Origin of the sequence: Caballeronia sp. LZ016 (genome assembly GCF_031450805.1) — a bacterium.
Taxonomy (GTDB): Bacteria; Pseudomonadota; Gammaproteobacteria; order Burkholderiales; family Burkholderiaceae; genus Caballeronia.
Genome location: NZ_JARTVY010000001.1, coordinates 823,349 through 841,151, shown reverse-complemented (window position 1 = coordinate 841,151; position 17,803 = coordinate 823,349). Strand labels below are relative to the sequence as shown.

Here is a 17,803-nt window from a genome sequence, read left to right as displayed (position 1 = left end):
GCGCTCAAATGCGGCCGTTCACGCAATTTGCGACAGCAGCCCTTTCAGGTACTCGCCTTCGGGAAACGCCGTCAGCAGCGGATGATCGACGCCCGCGCCGAGCCGCTTCAGGATGCGCGCATCGACGCGGGCATCCGCCGCCGCGCCCGCGACGATCTTCTGGAACAGTTCGGAATCGATCGCGCCGGAGCACGAATACGTGAAGAGCAGGCCGCCCGGACGCAGCAGCTTGAAACCGCTCAGGTTGATGTCCTTGTAAGCGCGCGCGGCGCGATCGACGGTTTCGCGCGACGGAGCGAACTTCGGCGGATCGAGCACGATCAGGTCGAAGCGCTGGCCTTCGTCGTAGAGACGGCGCAGCGTCTTGAACGCGTCCGCGTCGAGCCACTCGGCCTTTTGCGCGTCGAAGCCGTTGGCCGTCACGTTCTCGCGCGCGAGAGCGAGCGCTTCGCCCGATGAATCGACGGATACGACGCGCGTCGCTCCGCCCTTCAACGCTGCCAGCGAGAATCCGCCGGTGTAACAGAAGCAGTTGAGCACTTCGCGACCCTGCGCGTTTTGCTGCACGAGCACGCGGTTATCGCGCTGATCGACGTAGAAGCCCGTCTTGTGGCCGTTGCGCACGTCGACGTGATAGCGCACGCCGCATTCGTTCGTGATGAGCGTCTCGGCGGGCGGCTGGCCGGCGAGCACGCCGGTGATCTGCTCGAGGCCCTCTTTCTGGCGGATCGAGACATCCGAGCGTTCGTAGACATTCGGGCAACCGGTCGCGGCGACGAGCGCCTGCACGATCGCCTCTTTCCACGCTTCGACGCCCGTCGCCATGAACTGGCAGACGAGTTGCGAGTGCGCGTCGTGATCGGCGACGTAGTAATCGACGATCAAGCCCGGCAGGCCGTCCGCTTCGCCGAAGACGAGGCGTGTCGCGCCGGTATCGCGGACCATCGCCTGCCGGTGCGCGACCGCGCGCTGCACGCGTCGCTTGAAGAAGGCGTGGTCGACGGGCTCGGCTTCGTCGAATGTCCAGACGCGGGCGCGAATCTGCGAATGCGGACTGTACGATGCCCGCGCGAGAAAGCGGCCATCGGCGGCGCGCACGGTGACGGTCGCGCCGGGCGCGGGATTGCCGTCGATGCGCGCGATGGCGTTCGCGTAAATCCACGGATGGCGGCGAACGAGCGACTTGTCCTTCGCCGGTTTGAGCGTGATGGTATTCATTGCGTAGAGGAAAGCGCGCGAGGCGCGCCCGAAGTTAGTCGCGCTTCTTCGCGCGCGGATGCGCCGAGTCGTAGACGCGGGCGAGATGCTGGAAATCGAGCGACGTATAAACCTGCGTCGCGGTGATGCTCGCATGGCCGAGGAGTTCCTGCACCGCGCGCAGGTCGCCGCTCGACTGCAGCACGTGCGTGGCGAACGAATGGCGCAGCACGTGCGGATGGACGTTCGTCGGAATGCCGGCCATCAGCGCGATGCGCTTGACGCGTTCGCGCACGACGCCCGGCGACATGCGATTGCCGCGCACCGAAAGAAACAGCGGATACGGATCGAGTTTGACGAACGGATCGCGGACTTCGATCCATGCGCGCAGTGCGTCGATCGCCTTGCGGCCGACCGGCACCGAACGCCGGCGGCCGCCCTTGCCGAGCACGGTCACTTCCTCGTGCGCGAGATCGAGCCAGCCCGCCGACCGGTAGCCGTCTTTTTCGACGAACCGGACATCGAGTCCGACGAGTTCCGCGAGCCGCAGCCCGGACGAGTAGAACAGTTCGAGGATTGCGTGATCGCGCAGCGATTCCGGCGTGCCGGCTTGCGGCGCGTCCATCAGCGTCATCGCGTCATCGACGGAAAGCGCCTTCGGCAGCGTCTTCTCGCGTTTCGGCGCACGCACGGTCGCGACCGGATTCGCCGGCATCGGGACGCGCTCCGCGAGCCATCGATAGAACGCCCGCCACGCCGACAGCCGATGCGCAATCGATCGCGACGAGAGGCCCGCCGCGTGCGCGCGCACGACCGCGCCGCGCATGTCCGCCGCCGTCAGCGTTTCGAGCGCGCGGCCTTTCGCGAGCGCGCGCAGTTCGCCGAGCTCGTAGGTGTAGCCGCGCAGCGTGTGTTCGGAGAGACGCCGCTCGTGTTCGAGCATCGCCAGATAGGCGGCGACCGGATCGCTTGAGGCGTTGTCGGCGGCGTCGGTCATGGGCGGCTCAGTTGGGCAGCAGACGGCTCAGCGCCGCGCTCGCCAGCACGCCGATCTGCGTGAGGAAATCCGTGGCCATGCCGTCGTGGAAACGGCGCGCATCGGGCGATCCCATCACGAGCAGGCCGAACGCGGGTGCATCGGGGCCGGCTTGCGGATCGCGCAGCGCGAGCAGCGCAACCGATTGAATGCCGCGGTCGGCGGATGCGCCGCCCGCTGCGCCGCTCGTCGCGGATGCCGAGTTCGCCGCGCCGAGCCACTGCGCCGCCGCAAAACCACTGTTCGCGCCGCAGTAAGGCGCATCGAGACTGTGCGCGAAGATGCGTACTTCCTCGCCGACATGACGCGCGAAGTCGGCCTGCCGATACGCTTCATCGACATCCCATATACGCAGCGCGGCGTGCGGCACGTCGAAGACTTCGCACAGGCCGCGGCTGATGGTGGCGGGCAACGCGTACGGATCGCGCTGGCCGATCACGCGCGTGGTCCAGCGGTTGAACTTCGTGGAGATGCTGTCGTTTTCGTGGCCGTAGCGCAGCAGTTCGGCGAGACGCCTCTCGAGCTGCTTGTTCTTGTCGCGCAGCATTTCCATCTGCCGTTCCTGCAGCGACACGGCGGCCTTGCCATGCGGATTCGACAGCCGGATGGTGCCGAGCAGTTCAGCGTGCTCGACGAAGAAATCGGGGTTGGCGAGCAGATAGTCGGCGACTTCGCGTGGATTCATGTTTGCCTGATACAAATAAATGCGTGGTCCGGCTCAGCCGATGCCGGGAAGCTCGATCTCGCCCTCGAACACCGTGGCCGCGGGGCCGGCCATGAAGAGCGCAGCGGATTCGTCGCGCGCGCCGTCCCAGCGAATCGTCAGCGTGCCGCCGTGCGTGGCGACGCGCACCGGCGAATCCACCAGGCCGCGACGGATGCCCGCCGCCACCGCCGCGCACGCGCCGGTGCCGCACGCGAGCGTTTCGCCCGCGCCGCGCTCGTAGACGCGCAGCCTGACCGAATGGCGATCGACGATCTGCATGAAGCCCGCGTTGACGCGCTTCGGAAAGCGCGCGTGACGTTCGACGAGCGGCCCTTCGGTCAGCACGGAATACGCTTCGATGTCGTCGACGACTTGCACCGCGTGCGGATTGCCCATCGACACGACGGAAATCCAGCGCGTTTCGCCGGCCACGTCGAGCGGCCAGAGCGTGTCGTTGCCTTCGCGGCGGCCTTCGAGACCGTGCGCGTCGAACGGCACGTCGGGCGGATCGAAGACGGGCGTGCTCATATCGACCACCACTTCGCCGTCATCCTGCATCGTCAGCGTGATGATGCCTTTCTGCACCTGCACGCGGATGGTCGATGCATCCGTGAGCCCGCGATCGCGCACGAACTTCACGAAGCAGCGCGCGCCGTTGCCGCAATGCTCGACTTCGCCGCCATCGCAATTGAAGATGCGGTACTTGAAATCGACGCCGTCAACAGTCGGCTTTTCGACGAGCAGCAATTGATCCGCGCCCACGCCGAAGTGACGGTCCGCCAGAGCGCGCACGTCTGCGGCGCTGAGATCGAGCGCCTGCGAGTAGCCGTCGAGGACGACGAAGTCGTTGCCCGCGCCCTGCATCTTGGTGAACTTGAGTTTCATGGCCGCTATTGTATGTGAGCCATGCAGCGCCGTTCGGCGCCGCTTCAACGCTCGATCAACGCTCAATAAAAGCCGGGTTCGCCGGGCGGCCGCGTCTTGAAACGCTTGTGGACCCAGTAATACTGCTCCGGAATGCGCGGAATCTGCTGTTCGAGGAATTCGTTCATGCGGCGCGCGTCGGCATCGTCGTCGCCGGTCGGGTAGTTCTCCCACGGCTCGAATATCTTCAGCCGATAGCCCTTGTAGTCCGGCAACACCTCGCCGATGAACGGCACGACTTGCGCCTTCCCCGTCTTCGCGAGCCGGCCGACCGCCGTCAGCGTACACGTCGGAATGCCGAAAAACGGCACGAACGTCGAATTGCGCATGCCGTAATCCATGTCCGCGCCGAGCATCACCGGCTTGCGGTCGCGCAGCCAGCGCAGCACGATGCGCGCGCTGTCCGCGCGGCTCGCCATGTCCGCGCCAAAGCGCGCTCGCTGCGCTTTCGCCACGGCTTCGATCTGCGGATTAGAAAACGGCTGATAAAGCGATCCGCACTGCCGGTGCAGCGAGTAATTGAGGAAGATCGATCCCGCTTCGATGCCGACGAAGTGCAGGCCGAGGAAGAGCGTCGGCGGAAGATCGGGATCGGTCAGGTCGACGGCGCTATCGACTTCGATGAGCTTTTCGAGCTTCTTCGCGGAGCCGAACCATTGCACGCTGCGCTCCACATAGCTGCGGATCGCGTGCCGAAAATGCATCTGCGCGACTTCTTCGCGGCGCTCCGGCGTCCAGTCGGGGAAGCAAAGTTTCAGATTCGTATGCACGATGCGCTTGCGGCGGCTCGGAATCTGATAAAGCAGCCAGCCGAGGCCATCGCCGAAACGGGCGGTGACGCCATAAGGAATGACGGCCAGAAACTTGAGAAAGCCAATGGCGAGCGATACACCGATGCGCCCTAGCATGACGTGCCCCAGCGAACTGACGGGCCGTGGCGAGGAGCGAAATATTGACGCGGGACGAATGACAACAAGCGTTCGGCTCTGTAAAAACACGGGAAACCGGTATAATAAGACCTTCGCCGAGTTAATGGACAACTTGCGGGGCGAAGCCGGCTGAAGCCTGATCATCGGGTAGAAGCCGGAGAAAGGACATCCGCTAAAGCGTCGCCGCTTCAGACTCCAAACGAAGTCGGCTACGTGAATCTCAACCGTACTCAATTGGAGTCTGAAGCGTGTCAAACGATTACCTCTTTACTTCCGAATCCGTTTCCGAAGGCCACCCGGACAAGGTCGCCGACCAAATCTCCGACGCCATCCTCGACGCCATTTTGTCGCAGGACAAATACTCGCGCGTCGCGGCGGAAACGCTCTGCAATACCGGTCTCGTCGTCCTCGCGGGCGAAATCACGACCAACGCCAACGTCGATTACATCCAGATCGCGCGCGACACCATCAAGCGCATCGGTTACGACAACACCGATTACGGCATCGACTATCGCGGCTGCGCGGTGCTCGTCGCGTACGACAAGCAATCGCCGGACATCGCGCAAGGCGTGAACAAGGCTCACGACGACAACCTGGACCAGGGCGCCGGCGACCAGGGCCTGATGTTCGGCTACGCGTGCGACGAAACGCCCGAACTCATGCCGCTGCCCATTCACCTGTCGCACCGTCTGGTCGAGCGTCAGGCGAACCTGCGCCGCGATGGCCGTTTGCCCTGGCTGCGTCCGGATGCGAAGTCGCAAGTCACCGTGCGTTATGTCGACGGCAAGGCGCACTCCATCGATACCGTCGTGCTGTCCACGCAGCACTCGCCGGACATCGACCTTCCGCAATTGCGCGAAGCGGTGATCGAAGAAGTCATCAAGCCGACGCTGCCGAAAGAACTCATCAAGGGCGACATCAAGTTCCTGGTGAACCCGACGGGCCGGTTCGTGATCGGCGGTCCGCAAGGCGATTGCGGCCTGACGGGCCGCAAGATCATCGTCGATACCTACGGCGGCGCGGCTCCGCACGGCGGCGGCGCGTTCTCGGGCAAAGATCCGTCGAAGGTGGACCGCTCGGCGGCTTACGCGGGCCGTTACGTCGCGAAGAACATCGTCGCAGCGGGGCTGGCTTCGCGTGCGTTGATTCAGGTGTCGTACGCCATCGGCGTCGCGCGCCCGACTTCCGTCATGGTCAACACGTTCGGCACGGGCCGCGTGTCGGATGCGGAAATCACGAAGCTCGTGCTCGAGCACTTCGATCTGCGTCCCAAGGGCATCATCCAGATGCTCGACTTGCTGCGCCCGATCTACGAAAAGTCGGCCGCGTATGGCCACTTCGGCCGCGAAGAGCCGGAATTCTCGTGGGAAGCCACGGACAAGGCGCTCGTGCTGGCCGAAGCGGCAGGCACCGAACCGGTCGCGCGCGTGGCGTAAAGTCGGCGTGGGGCTGAGATAAAAAAACCGGCAGGCTTCGCGCCTGCCGGTTTTTTTGTGGCCGGTGATTCTGAGGCGTACGGCTTCAGCGCACCGCGAAGTCGTACCATCCAGCGCTGCTCGGCGACACGCGACGCGGCCGCCGGCTCGTCAGCGTGGCGCTCTTCGGCTTGGGCGTCGGCGCGCGCAATTGCATGGGACGCCGCAGCAGCGTCTTCAGCGAAACGCTGCGCGAAGCCGCGCGCACGCGAATATTGAAGAAGAATCCGCGAAACCAGGAGCGAATGCCATCGACGGGATGCACATTCCTGATCTGCTCCGCGAGCGCCTGCGTGCGCGCCGAATGATGGCGCAATGCGCGGATCACGCCGCGCCGGGCGGGCCGCGCGGCGCTCGATGCGACGCGTCGAAGGCCAGTAGCAATACGTTGGGTCATGTCGGCATGAGGTCCGTTTGCGCGATCGAAAATCGGTCGCAGACTCGACGGCAAGTTGTCTCGAAAGTAACGTTCAAGGCTTCGATTCAAGCTCGGATATGAAGTTGCACCGAATCGATGCAGTCAATGTACAAGGACTTTATTACTGCGTTAAGTCCGCGTTTTCCCTGTCGATTATTAAAGCCGGCGCTTAATACGCAGATTCGAAAGCCCAGCGGGCGGGCTCTTGCGCCGCGTCCGACTTACAATGACCGTATTCGCCCCAATTTCGGGTATCGCGCGGGTCGCATGAGGCGATGCGTAGGCCGCGCCGAGGCTCAACGAACATGTCTGAACAAACGTCGCTGAAATCGAAGAAAGAGCAAGTGCAGGAGTTGCGCGAGACGGGCTTCGTCATCGTGAACGGGCTCGTGCCCGAAGCGCGTTGCGACGCGATGCGCGAAGTCGCGCAGCGGCAACTGGCCGAGGCCGCCGCACCGGTCGAATACGAAGCCGACCTGCAATATCCCGGCGCGCCGCAATCGAGGCACGCGCCGGGCGGACAAACCGTGCGACGCCTGCTCGACGCCTACGCACGCCATCCTCTCTTCGCGGACTTCGCGATGTCGCCGGAAGTGCGCGGCTGGATGGAGCTATATTTCGGCGAGACGCCGTATCTGTCGCGCGCGCATCACAACTGCGTGATGACGAAGCATCCGGCGTACGGCAGCCTGACGGGCTGGCATCGCGATGTGCGCTACTGGGCTTTCGAGCGCGACGACCTGGTTTCCGCGTGGGTGGCGCTCGGCGACGAAACCGTCGATAACGGCGCGCTGTGGTTCGTGCCGAGGTCGCATCGGCTGGCGTTCACGTCGGATCGTTTCGACGGGGCGAAGTTCTTTCGCGCGGACGTGCCGGAGAACGCCGCCCTGATCCGCACGGCGTTCTCACCCGCGCTGAAGAAGGGCGATGTCGTGTTCTTTCACTGCAATACGCTGCATTCGGCGGGCAAGAACCTGACCGAGCACGTTAAGTTCTCGCTCGTGTACACGTATCGCGGCGCGAGCAATGCGCCGCTGCCGGGCACGCGATCGGCGTCGAAGCCGGAAGTCGCGCTGATCTGACGCAGCGCGCTCAGCGCTTCGACGGCAGCGAAAGGCCGATCAGACCCGCAAGCGACGCGACGATGCCGCCCGCGATCAGCCAGATCGTCTTGTTCGTGGGCGAGCCGGTGAAGAATCGCGATACGTCGTTGCTCAGCGAATGAAACGACTGGCCGCCGAAGTAAAGCAGCACGACGCCGCCGACAAGCAATGCAACGGAAATCGCCCGGGTCATACGTGTCCTCGCTCTTTTCGGGATGGGGCGCGCCAGCTTACAAGGCGCGCCCGGGCGCGTCCAGTCACGCGGCAACCGGCACACGCGTGAGCGGTTGAATCTGACGCAGCAAGTCGGCCTGCACGCCCGGATGATCCGCCGCGCTGGTCCAGACGCCGACATTGAACTTGACGCCCGTATCGGTGTAATCGGTGACGGCGATCCACGGCGCGGACGCGCCGTCCTGAACGATCCGCGCGTCCTGCGCCACCATTCGGCGCAGTTCGGCCAGCACTTGCTCGACGTTTTGCCCGTGTTGCACGAGGAAGTTGAGCACCACGCGGCGGCGCTCGTTCGCACTGTAGTTGGTCACCGGGTTCGCCCAGATGATGCTGTTCGGCACATACATGACGATGCCGTCGGCCTTCGTGAGACGCGTCGTGAAGAGGCCGATTTCGTTGACCGTTCCCGCCGTCACGCCGATGCCCTCGATGTAATCGCCGACGCGAAACGGCCGCAGCAGCAGGAGCATCAGCCCCGCCGCGATGTTCTGCAGCGTGCCCTGGAGCGCGAGGCCGATGGCGAGTCCCGCCGCGCCGAGCACAGTCAGGATGCTCGCCGCCGCGATGCCGAACTTCCCGAGCGCGGCGACGATCGCGACCACGCGGATCGACCACATCGCGAGGCTCGCGAGCACGGGCGTGAGCGTGGCATCGACATTCGTGCGGGACAGCGTGCGCCGCAGCGCGTTCGAGACGATATTCGAAATCCACCAGCCGACCGCGACGATCAGAATCGCCATCAGAATGTTCACGCCGTAAGTGAGCCCGAGCGTGAGCATGAAGTCGTAGGCGGGACGCAGTTTATCGATTGAATCCACGAGTGCTCTCCTTTTGTTCGGATGATCGTTCGTCCTCAGGCGGCGCAAGGCGGCCGAAGCGCCCCACTCGCGCCCGCGCCGATTCGCTTACCATTGACGGCTCTGACCGGACTTGCGAGCGTATCGCAGGGAAACCGGGCATCGGCCGTTCACGCTTGTCGAAGTTAGTTCAATTCCGCAACCCGCAAAGGAAATCCGTCATGGCTTACGAAGCAGCCTCCGAGCGCTACACGCAGATGCAATACCGCACGTGCGGCAAGAGCGGGCTCAAACTCCCGGCGTTGTCGCTCGGTCTCTGGCACAACTTCGGTGACACGACGCCGCTCTCGGCGCAGCGCGAAATTCTGCGCGCCGCGTTCGATCTCGGCATTACGCATTTCGATCTGGCGAACAACTACGGCCCGCCGTACGGCAGCGCGGAGACGAACTTCGGCCGGCTGTTCAAGGACGACTTCCGGCCGTATCGCGACGAATTGCTGATTTCGTCGAAAGCGGGCTGGGACATGTGGCCCGGTCCGTACGGCCAGGGCGGCGGATCGCGCAAGTACGTGCTCGCGAGCCTCGACCAAAGCCTGAAGCGCATGGGCCTCGATTACGTCGATATTTTCTATTCGCATCGTTTCGATGCCGACACGCCGCTCGAGGAAACCGCGGGCGCATTGGCGACGGCCGTGCATTCGGGCAAGGCGCTGTATGTCGGCATTTCGTCGTATTCGGCCGCGAAGACGCGTGAAATGGCGAAGCTGCTGGCCGAGCACAAGGTGCCGCTCCTGATCCATCAGCCGTCGTACAACATGCTGAATCGCTGGATCGAGGAGGAACTGCTCGACACGCTCGACGATGTCGGCGCGGGCAGCATCGCGTTCACGCCGCTCGCGCAGGGCCTGCTGACGAGCAAGTATCTGAACGGCGTACCGCAGGATGCGCGCGTCAACAAGCCGGGCGGCGGGTCGCTGAAGCAGGAGCATTTGAGCGACGATAACCTCGCGCACGTGCGCAAGCTGAACGAACTGGCCGAGCGGCGCGGTCAGAGTCTCGCGCAGATGGCGCTCGCATGGGCGCTGCGCGGCGGACGCGTGACCTCCGTGCTGATCGGCGCGAGCCGCGCGGAGCAGGTCGTCGAAAACGTCGGCGCGTTGAAGAATCTCGACTTCAGCCAGGAAGAACTCGCGGAAATCGACCAGTACGCGCAGGAAGGCGGCATCAACCTGTGGGAAAAGCCGTCGACGGATCAGCGCATCTGAACGGCGACGCCGCCGCCTTTTGCCGGAAGGGGGATTCCGGCTAGGCCCGGCGTCGGTTGTTATCATGCGTGATCGCGGCTATCTGTTGCCGGTCGGCAATGAAGGGCCGCGCTCGGTGCATCGAGCGGCCTCGGGACGCGCATCGGCTATCGGGTTAAAATAGCCGATTGCGCCCCGGCACATGCGCCGCCGTTGAAGGCAGAGAGCATGGAATCGCGGACGTCGAGCCATTCGATCCGTCCTTTCGCGCAGCGTCGAGCGTAGCGCCCTTCTGACGTCCAGCCCGTGAGCGTCACCGTTTTCGCCTAGTCCAAGAAGCCATGAGCAACCTTAACTCTCAAACCGTTCTGAGCGTCCACCACTGGACCGACACGCTTTTCAGTTTCACCTGCACCCGCGACGCCTCGTTCCGCTTTGAGAACGGCCAGTTCACGATGGTGGGCCTCGAAGTCGACGGCAAGCCGCTGCTGCGCGCGTACAGCCTCGCGAGCGCGAACTACGAAGAGCATCTCGAATTCTTGAGCATCAAGGTGCCGGACGGCCCGCTGACCTCGCGCCTTCAGCATTTGAAGGTGGGCGACTCCGTGTTGATCGGCAAGAAGCCGACGGGCACGCTCGTCGCGGATAACCTGCTGCCCGGCAAGACGCTGTGGCTGCTGTCGACCGGCACAGGCCTCGCGCCGTTCATGTCGATCATCAAGGACCCGGAGGTTTACGACCGTTTCGACAAGATCGTGCTGACGCACACCTGCCGTTTCGTCGATGAACTCGCGTACAAGGATTTCATCACCGAGCATTTGCCGGCGCATGAGCATATCGGTGAAATCGTGTCGGAGAAGCTCGTGTATTACCCGACGGTGACCCGCGAGGAGTTCGCGAACCGCGGTCGCATTACCGATCTGATCGAGACGAAGAAGCTGTTCTCGGATATCGGCGTGGAGCCGTTTTCGATCGAAAACGACCGCGTGATGCTTTGCGGCAGCCCGCACATGCTGCGCGACACCCGCCAGTTGCTCGACTCAATGGGCTTCCAGGAAGGCAGCAACAACCATCCGGGCCACTACGTTGTTGAGAAAGCGTTCGTCGGCTGATTGCGGCGGCGTCGTGGAAATGGAAAAACCGGGGCCTTCGCGCTCCGGTTTTTTTTTGCCCTATCGGTGGCCTGTTACAACTCGCGTAGGACGTCTCCCTACTGACAGCATGCACCGATGCTGCCAAACGGCATGAAGTCCATCGCCGCAAACCTTGTCGCACATGGGATTCATCATAATTTTGAGATATGATGCAATCCCGTTGAGCGATGCAAATGCGTTGCTTCGTCCGCCGTCGATGTTACAGAGTGTAAATTTGGTTACGCCGGCTCGTGCGCTTACCGAGGACGTAGCTTCACTTGCGCTCAAAGCGAGGAACAATGAACAGGTTGGCTACGTCGGCGCACGATGAGCGCCCCACGTCCCGCGCTGCCATGCGCGCGGCTTCGCCGTCGGCGGCGGAGGCGTTGTCCTCGCCGTTTTCTTCGTTGTTCGAAGCCTCGTTGCGCAACGACCGTGAGTTGCAGCGGCTCAGTGATCGCGTCCGCGAACTGGGCGCGCGGCTCGCCAGCGCCGACGAGCGCGCCCGCCGAAGCATCGCCCGCGATCTGCACGACGAAACCGGCGCGATCCTCACCGCCGCGAATCTGGCGATTTCCCGCGCGGAATACTTCCTCCCGGCCGATGCACCCGCCGTCTGCGCCGAAGCGCTTCGCCAGGCGCGCGAATGTCTGGCGGAAGCTGCGAAAGCTAACCATCGCGTGGTCGAACGGTTGCATGAGCCGGAGCTCGAGGACGGGCTCGCCGCTTCGCTTAGTCGATCGATCGACACGCTCCGAACGGTATCGTCGCTTCGAATCGATTTATCTTATTCGGTTGAAACTGCCGTGCCGGACGCCGTCGCGCTCACGCTCTATCGCATCGCGCAGGAAGCGCTCGCGAACGTCGCTCGTCACGCGCAGGCAACGCACGCCAGCGTCACCATCACCGTCGACGAACACGCACTAACGCTCCTTGTCGAGGACGATGGCATCGGCATCTCGCCGGCCGCGCGCCGTAAGACCGGACGCTTCGGCCTGACAGGCATGCGCGAGCGTTGCGAAGCGCTCGGCGGCACGTTGCAGATTGCGTCATCGAAAGCGGGCGGCACGTCCGTGCGGGCGCGCCTGCCGCGAACTGTCATGCCGCGCTCGGTATCGCGCGCCGTCAACGGCTGAGCAAGTTGATGACGCTCAAAGTCCTGCTCGCCGACGACCACGCGATCGTGCGCCGTGGCGTCGCGCAATTGCTGCTGGAGCGCGGCATCGCATCGGAGGTGCGCGAAGCGGCGACCGGCGCGGACGCGTTAGCACTCTCGGCGCGCGACGCTTGCGACATCGTCCTGCTTGACGTTTCGCTGCCGGACATCAACGGACTCGACGTCCTCAAACGCCTCAAGCGCCTGAAACAGGCCGTGCCGGTTCTCATGTTCTCGATGTATCGCGAGGACCAGTACGCCGTGCGCGCGCTGAAGGCCGGCGCTTCGGGTTATCTCTCGAAAACCGCCGATCCCGCGCTGATGATCCGCGCGATTCAGCAAGTTGCCGCCGGCCGCAAATACATCAGCGCGGAGATGGCGGAGGCGCTCGCCACATATGTTTCGCTCGATACCGAGCGTCAGCCGCACGAAACGCTCTCCGATCGGGAATTCCAGACGCTCTGCATGCTTGCATCGGGCAAACGGCTGACGGACATCGCGCACGCGCTTTCGCTGTCGGTTAAAACGGTCAGCGCGTATCGCGCCCGTCTGCTCGACAAGATGAAGCTCGCGAACAACGCCGAACTCACCTACTACGTGATGAGCAACCGGCTCGTCGATATGAATCCGGCCATCGCTGCATGAGCGGATTTATCTCAAACAAGATAGAACCGTGAAAAGTTGCGTCGAAAAGGCGCGCGTCGCCCCAAACGTGGGCATTCTCCTTGACTCCGCTAAAATATCGGGTTTTCCCGAAGGAAGGCGCACGCGAGCGCCGCAAGGAGACTTACTGCAATGTCGTTGTTCCGTAAGAAAAACATCGAGCACATGCTGGCCGGCGCGCACAGCACCTCTCTCAAGAAAACGCTCGGTGCGCTGGACCTGACCTTCCTCGGCATCGGCGCGATCATCGGCACGGGCATTTTCGTGCTGACGGGCACGGGCGCGGTTCAGGCCGGCCCGGCGCTGATGGTGTCGTTCATCGTCGCGGCGATCGCCTGCTGCTTCGCCGCTCTCGCGTACGCCGAATTTTCATCGACGATCCCCGTCGCCGGTTCCATCTACACCTATTCGTACGCGACGCTCGGCGAGCTCGCCGCCTGGATCATCGGCTGGGACCTGATGCTCGAATACGGCCTCGCGACGTCCGCGGTTTCCGTCGGATGGTCGGGCTATCTGCAGTCGCTGCTGTCCGGCTTCGGCATCGGCCTGCCGACCGCGCTGACCGCCGCGCCGGGCGCGCTGCCGGGTCACGTCACGTTGTTCAATCTGCCCGCGTTTCTCGTGATGATGGTCATCACGTGGCTGCTGTCGATCGGCGTGAAGGAATCGACGCGCATCAACAACATCATGGTCGCGATCAAGGTGACGGTCGTGCTGCTGGTGATCGCAGTCGGCGTGTTCCACGTCACGCCGGCGAACTGGCACCCGTTCATGCCGAACGGCTGGTCGGGCGTCTTCGGCGCGGCGGCGGTGATGTTCTTCGCGTTCATCGGCTTCGATTCCGTGTCGTCGGCGGCTGAGGAAGTGAAGAACCCGAAGCGCGACCTGCCCATCGGCATCATCTCGTCGCTGGCTGTCTGCGCGGTGCTCTACGTGGCGGTGGCGGCGGTCGTGACCGGCATCGTGCCGGCGGCGCAGTTCGCGAGCATCTCGCATCCGGTGTCGTATGCGCTGCAAGTGGCCGGACAGAACTGGGTCGCGGGCTTCATCGATCTCGGCGCGGTGCTCGGCATGCTCACCGTGATTCTCGTCATGAGCTACGGTCAGACCCGCATCATCTACGCGATGTCGCGCGACGGTCTCCTGCCCGCGAAGTTGTCGAGCGTGCATCCGCGTTACGCGACGCCGTTCTTCACGACGTGGCTCGTCGGCATCTTCTTCGGGCTGATCGGCGCGCTGGTGCCGCTCAACGTGCTGGCCGAGCTGATCAATATCGGCACGCTCGCCGCGTTCTCGATGGTCTCCATCGCCGTGCTGATCCTGCGCCGCACGCATCCGGACCTGCCGCGCGCGTTCCGCTGCCCCGGCGTGCCCGTGGTGCCGATTCTCGCGGTGGCGTCGTGCCTGTTCCTGATGCTCAATCTGGCGGCGGCGACGTGGATCGCATTCGTCGTGTGGCTGCTGATCGGCCTCGTGATCTACTTCGTCTACTCGCGCCATCGTTCGGCGCTGGGCCGCACGGGCGAGCGCGCCCCGGGCGCGAATCGCGAAACCGTGACGCGCTGAAACAGCCGACTTTCGATGCACACAACGCCGCCCCACGGGGCGGCGTTTTGCATTTAAGGGCACCGGAAAAGCGATCGAACCGGCGATTGCACGGGCGTGCGCCTAATAGCGACGCCCGTCGTTTTGTGCTTTACTCGCCGTGACACACAACACGAATTCCCAGCTGGACGCTTAGCCCAAGCCAGGTTCAGGACGTGATGAGGTGCATGGCGCGAGCGGCGTGAGGCGGGTCCATCCCCGGCAATATCGTGCATGGGACCGGAAAGGCGCAAAGGAGCGTCGACTCCGGCCAATAAGGAGACAGTAATGCCGCTCAGCATCAGTCTGACGGTCAACGGGAAACCGGTGACCGCGAACGTCGAACCGCATCTTCTGCTCGTCCAGTTTCTCCGCGAACACCTCAGGCTCACCGGCACGCACGTCGGCTGCGACACCGCGCAGTGCGGCGCGTGCACCGTGCATCTCGACGGCCGCGCGATCAAGTCGTGCAACATCCTCGCCGCACAGGCCGATGGTCTTGAAGTGACGACCATCGAAGGCATGTCGAAAGACGGGCAGCTCCACCCGATGCAGGCGGCGTTCAGGGAATGCCACGGCCTGCAGTGCGGCTTCTGCACGCCGGGCATGGTGATGACCGCAAGCGCGCTCGCGGCTGAATCGCCCGAACTCTCCGAAGACGAAGTGCGCGAACAACTCGACGGCAATCTGTGCCGCTGCACCGGCTATCACAACATCGTGAAAGCGGTGCTGGAAGGCGCACAGAACATGAAGGCGCGCCCCTGACGCGAAGCCCTCCCTGACAGACGAATCGCGCCTACCAACGGAGAGACCGCGATGAACGCACCTGAGCAACAGAAGCTGATTGGCGCCGGCGTCAAGCGCAAGGAAGACTATCGCTTCCTGACGGGCGCCGGCCAGTACACCGACGACGTCGTCCTGCCGCAGCAAAGCTACGGCGTATTTCTTCGATCGCCCCATGCGCACGCGCGCATCCGCTCGATCGACATCGACGCCGCCACGGCGTCGCCCGGCGTCATCGCCATCTTTACCGGCAAGGACCTCGCAGCCGAGAACGTCGGCGGCCTGCCGTGCGGATGGCTGATCCACAGCACCGATGGCTCGCCGATGCACGAGCCGCCGCATCCCGTGATCGCGCATGACAAGGTGCTGCATGTGGGCGATCAGGTCGCGCTCGTCGTCGCCGAATCGCTGAAGGAAGCGAAGGACGCGGTCGAATTGATCGTCGTGGACTACGAAGAGTTGCCCGCCGTGGTCGATACCGCCAGCGCGGCCGATCCCGGCAAGCCGCTCGTTCACGACGGCGTGCCGGACAACGTCTGCTACAACTGGGGCCACGGCGACAAGGCGCGCACCGACGCCGCGTTCGCGCAGGCCGCGCACGTGACGACGCTCGACATCGTGAATCAGCGCCTCGTCCCGAACGCGATCGAGCCGCGCGCCGTCAACGCGAGCTACTCGAAGCACGACGACAGCTACACGGTGTACGTCGCGAATCAGAACCCGCACGTCGAGCGATTGCTGATGGCGGCCTTCGTGCTGTCGCTGCCGGAATCGAAGCTGCGCGTGATCGCGCCGGACGTCGGCGGCGGCTTCGGCTCGAAGATCTTTCTCTATGCGGAGGACGTCGCGCTGACGTCGGCATCGAAGAAAGTGGGGCGTCCCATCAAGTGGGCCGCCGAGCGTTCCGAAGCCTTTCTCTCCGACGCGCACGGCCGCGATCACGTCACCAAAGCCGAACTGGCGCTCGACAAGGACGGCAAGTTCCTCGGCATGCGCGTTCACACGACGGCGAACATGGGCGCGTATCTGTCGACGTTCGCGTCGTCGGTGCCGACCATCCTTTATGCGACGCTGCTCGCCGGCCAGTACGCGACGCCCGCCATCTACGCCGAAGTGAAGGCGGTGTTCACGAACACGGTGCCTGTCGATGCCTACCGCGGCGCGGGCCGTCCCGAGGCGACCTACGTCGTCGAGCGGCTCGTCGAAACGGCGGCGCGCGAGCTGAACATGGACCCGGTCGAGTTGCGCCGCCGCAACTTCATCCGCGAGTTTCCGTATGCAACGCCGGTCGGCCTCACGTACGACACCGGCGATTACGACGCCATCCTCGACCGCGCGCTGCAACTGGCGGATGTCGCGGGCTTCGATAAGCGCCGCGAGGAATCGCAGCAGAAGGGCAAGCTGCGCGGCATCGGCTATTCGTGCTACATCGAGGCGTGCGGGCTCGCGCCGTCGAACGTCGCGGGGGCGCTGGGCGCGCGCGCGGGCCTGTTCGAAGCGGGCGAAGTGCGGGTGCATCCGACCGGCTCGGTCACCGTGTTCACCGGCTCGCACAGTCACGGTCAGGGGCACGAAACGACGTTTGCGCAAGTGGTCGCGGACAGGCTCGGCATTGCGCTCGAGAACGTCGAGATCATTCATGGCGATACCGGCCGCATCCCGTTCGGCATGGGCACGTATGGATCGCGCTCGCTCGCGGTCGGCGGCTCGGCCATCGTGAAGGCGCTCGACAAGATCGAAGCCAAGGCGAAGAAGATCGCCGCGCATCTGCTCGAAGCATCGCCGCAGGACGTCGAATTCAATAACGGCGTGTTCCGCGTCGCGGGCACGGACCGGACCAAGACGTTCGCGGACGTATCGCTCGCGGCGTACGTGCCGCACAACTTCCCGCTCGAAACGCTGGAGCCGGGCCTCAACGAGAACGCGTTCTACGATCCGACCAACTTCACGTATCCGTCCGGCGCATATGTGTGCGAAGTCGAGGTGGATCGCGATACGGGCGAAACGCGCATCCAGAAGTTCACCGCCGTCGACGACTTCGGCAACGTCATCAATCCGATGATCGTCGAAGGACAAGTGCACGGCGGGCTGGGGCAGGGCATCGGACAGGCGATGCTCGAACGCTGCGTGTACGACAAGGACAGCGGCCAGTTGCTTTCCGGCTCCTTCATGGACTACGCGATGCCGCACGCAATCGACCTGCCGAGCTTCGATGTGGAGACCGCGAAGGGCACGCCGTGCACGCACAACCCGCTCGGCGTGAAGGGCTGCGGCGAAGCGGGCGCGATCGGTTCGCCGCCGGCCGTCATCAACGCGATTCTCGATGCCCTCGCGCCGCTCGGCGTGAAGGACTTGCAGATGCCGGCGACGCCGCATCGCGTCTGGACCGCGATGCACGCCGCTCAACACGCCTGAGGACGA

General features: G+C 64.0%; 17 protein-coding genes. 9 read left to right on the top strand and 8 right to left on the bottom strand.

Annotation, left to right across the window (positions count from 1 at the left end; all coding sequences use genetic code 11):
* Positions 1-18: 18 nt before the first annotated feature.
* The 5 genes from P9220_RS04000 to P9220_RS03980 form a co-directional block, all read right to left on the bottom strand.
* Positions 19-1,218 carry a class I SAM-dependent rRNA methyltransferase gene (locus tag P9220_RS04000; RefSeq protein ID WP_309763690.1) on the bottom strand — a complete coding sequence of 400 codons (1,200 nt, stop codon included), beginning with the start codon at positions 1,216-1,218 and terminating at the stop codon, positions 19-21.
* Positions 1,219-1,252: 34 nt separating this feature from the next.
* Positions 1,253-2,194 (bottom strand): tyrosine recombinase XerC, encoded by a 942-nt coding sequence (gene xerC, locus P9220_RS03995; RefSeq protein WP_309763689.1) that lies wholly within the window; start codon positions 2,192-2,194, stop codon positions 1,253-1,255.
* Between the two features lie 7 nt (positions 2,195-2,201).
* Positions 2,202-2,918 carry a DUF484 family protein gene (locus tag P9220_RS03990; protein ID WP_309763688.1) on the bottom strand — a complete coding sequence of 239 codons (717 nt, stop codon included), beginning with the start codon at positions 2,916-2,918 and terminating at the stop codon, positions 2,202-2,204.
* 33 nt (positions 2,919-2,951) lie between these two features.
* Positions 2,952-3,824 carry a diaminopimelate epimerase gene (gene dapF / locus P9220_RS03985; RefSeq protein WP_309763687.1) on the bottom strand — a complete coding sequence of 291 codons (873 nt, stop codon included), beginning with the start codon at positions 3,822-3,824 and terminating at the stop codon, positions 2,952-2,954.
* Positions 3,825-3,886: 62 nt separating this feature from the next.
* Positions 3,887-4,771 (bottom strand): lipid A biosynthesis lauroyl acyltransferase, encoded by an 885-nt coding sequence (locus P9220_RS03980; protein ID WP_309763686.1) that lies wholly within the window; start codon positions 4,769-4,771, stop codon positions 3,887-3,889.
* A 269-nt stretch (positions 4,772-5,040) separates the two neighbouring features.
* On the opposite strand from P9220_RS03980, the gene metK reads away from it, so the two are divergent.
* Entirely contained in the window at positions 5,041-6,228 is a 1,188-nt protein-coding gene (gene metK / locus P9220_RS03975; RefSeq protein ID WP_309763685.1) for a methionine adenosyltransferase, read from the top strand.
* An 85-nt stretch (positions 6,229-6,313) separates the two neighbouring features.
* Here the strand turns inward: metK and P9220_RS03970 are convergent, their stop codons facing one another.
* A complete protein-coding gene (locus P9220_RS03970; protein ID WP_309763684.1) occupies positions 6,314-6,664 on the bottom strand; it encodes a hypothetical protein in 351 nt (116 codons plus the stop codon).
* A gap of 326 nt (positions 6,665-6,990) precedes the next feature.
* Here P9220_RS03970 and P9220_RS03965 point away from each other — a divergent pair, with 326 nt between their 5' ends.
* On the top strand, positions 6,991-7,767 hold the full coding sequence (locus tag P9220_RS03965; protein ID WP_309763683.1) for a phytanoyl-CoA dioxygenase family protein: 777 nt from the start codon (positions 6,991-6,993) through the stop codon (positions 7,765-7,767).
* A 10-nt stretch (positions 7,768-7,777) separates the two neighbouring features.
* On the opposite strand, the gene P9220_RS03960 is transcribed toward P9220_RS03965, so the two are convergent.
* Complete coding sequence (locus P9220_RS03960) at positions 7,778-7,981, bottom strand: DUF3185 family protein (protein ID WP_309763682.1); 204 nt, start codon at positions 7,979-7,981, stop codon at positions 7,778-7,780.
* Between the two features lie 64 nt (positions 7,982-8,045).
* The gene (locus P9220_RS03955) at positions 8,046-8,840 is read right to left on the bottom strand and encodes a mechanosensitive ion channel domain-containing protein (protein ID WP_309763681.1); all 795 of its coding nucleotides are present in this window, start codon (positions 8,838-8,840) and stop codon (positions 8,046-8,048) included.
* A gap of 200 nt (positions 8,841-9,040) precedes the next feature.
* On the opposite strand from P9220_RS03955, the gene mgrA reads away from it, so the two are divergent.
* The 7 genes from mgrA (at position 9,041) to P9220_RS03920 (ending at position 17,797) form a co-directional block, all read left to right on the top strand.
* Positions 9,041-10,084, top strand: a complete 1,044-nt coding sequence (mgrA, locus tag P9220_RS03950; protein ID WP_309763680.1) for an L-glyceraldehyde 3-phosphate reductase — start codon at positions 9,041-9,043, stop codon at positions 10,082-10,084.
* Positions 10,085-10,404: 320 nt separating this feature from the next.
* Complete coding sequence (locus P9220_RS03945; protein ID WP_309763679.1) at positions 10,405-11,175, top strand: ferredoxin--NADP reductase; 771 nt, start codon at positions 10,405-10,407, stop codon at positions 11,173-11,175.
* 320 nt (positions 11,176-11,495) lie between these two features.
* Positions 11,496-12,332, top strand: coding sequence for a sensor histidine kinase (locus tag P9220_RS03940; protein ID WP_309763678.1), 837 nt, complete (start codon positions 11,496-11,498; stop codon positions 12,330-12,332).
* 8 nt (positions 12,333-12,340) lie between these two features.
* Entirely contained in the window at positions 12,341-12,997 is a 657-nt protein-coding gene (locus tag P9220_RS03935; RefSeq protein ID WP_309763677.1) for a response regulator transcription factor, read from the top strand.
* Positions 12,998-13,147: 150 nt separating this feature from the next.
* Positions 13,148-14,581: an amino acid permease gene (locus P9220_RS03930; protein ID WP_309763676.1), complete on the top strand. Its 1,434-nt coding sequence runs from the start codon at positions 13,148-13,150 to the stop codon at positions 14,579-14,581.
* A gap of 306 nt (positions 14,582-14,887) precedes the next feature.
* The gene (locus tag P9220_RS03925) at positions 14,888-15,364 is read left to right on the top strand and encodes a 2Fe-2S iron-sulfur cluster-binding protein (protein WP_309763675.1); all 477 of its coding nucleotides are present in this window, start codon (positions 14,888-14,890) and stop codon (positions 15,362-15,364) included.
* Between the two features lie 51 nt (positions 15,365-15,415).
* The gene (locus P9220_RS03920; protein ID WP_309763674.1) at positions 15,416-17,797 is read left to right on the top strand and encodes a xanthine dehydrogenase family protein molybdopterin-binding subunit; all 2,382 of its coding nucleotides are present in this window, start codon (positions 15,416-15,418) and stop codon (positions 17,795-17,797) included.
* Positions 17,798-17,803 lie beyond the last annotated feature (6 nt).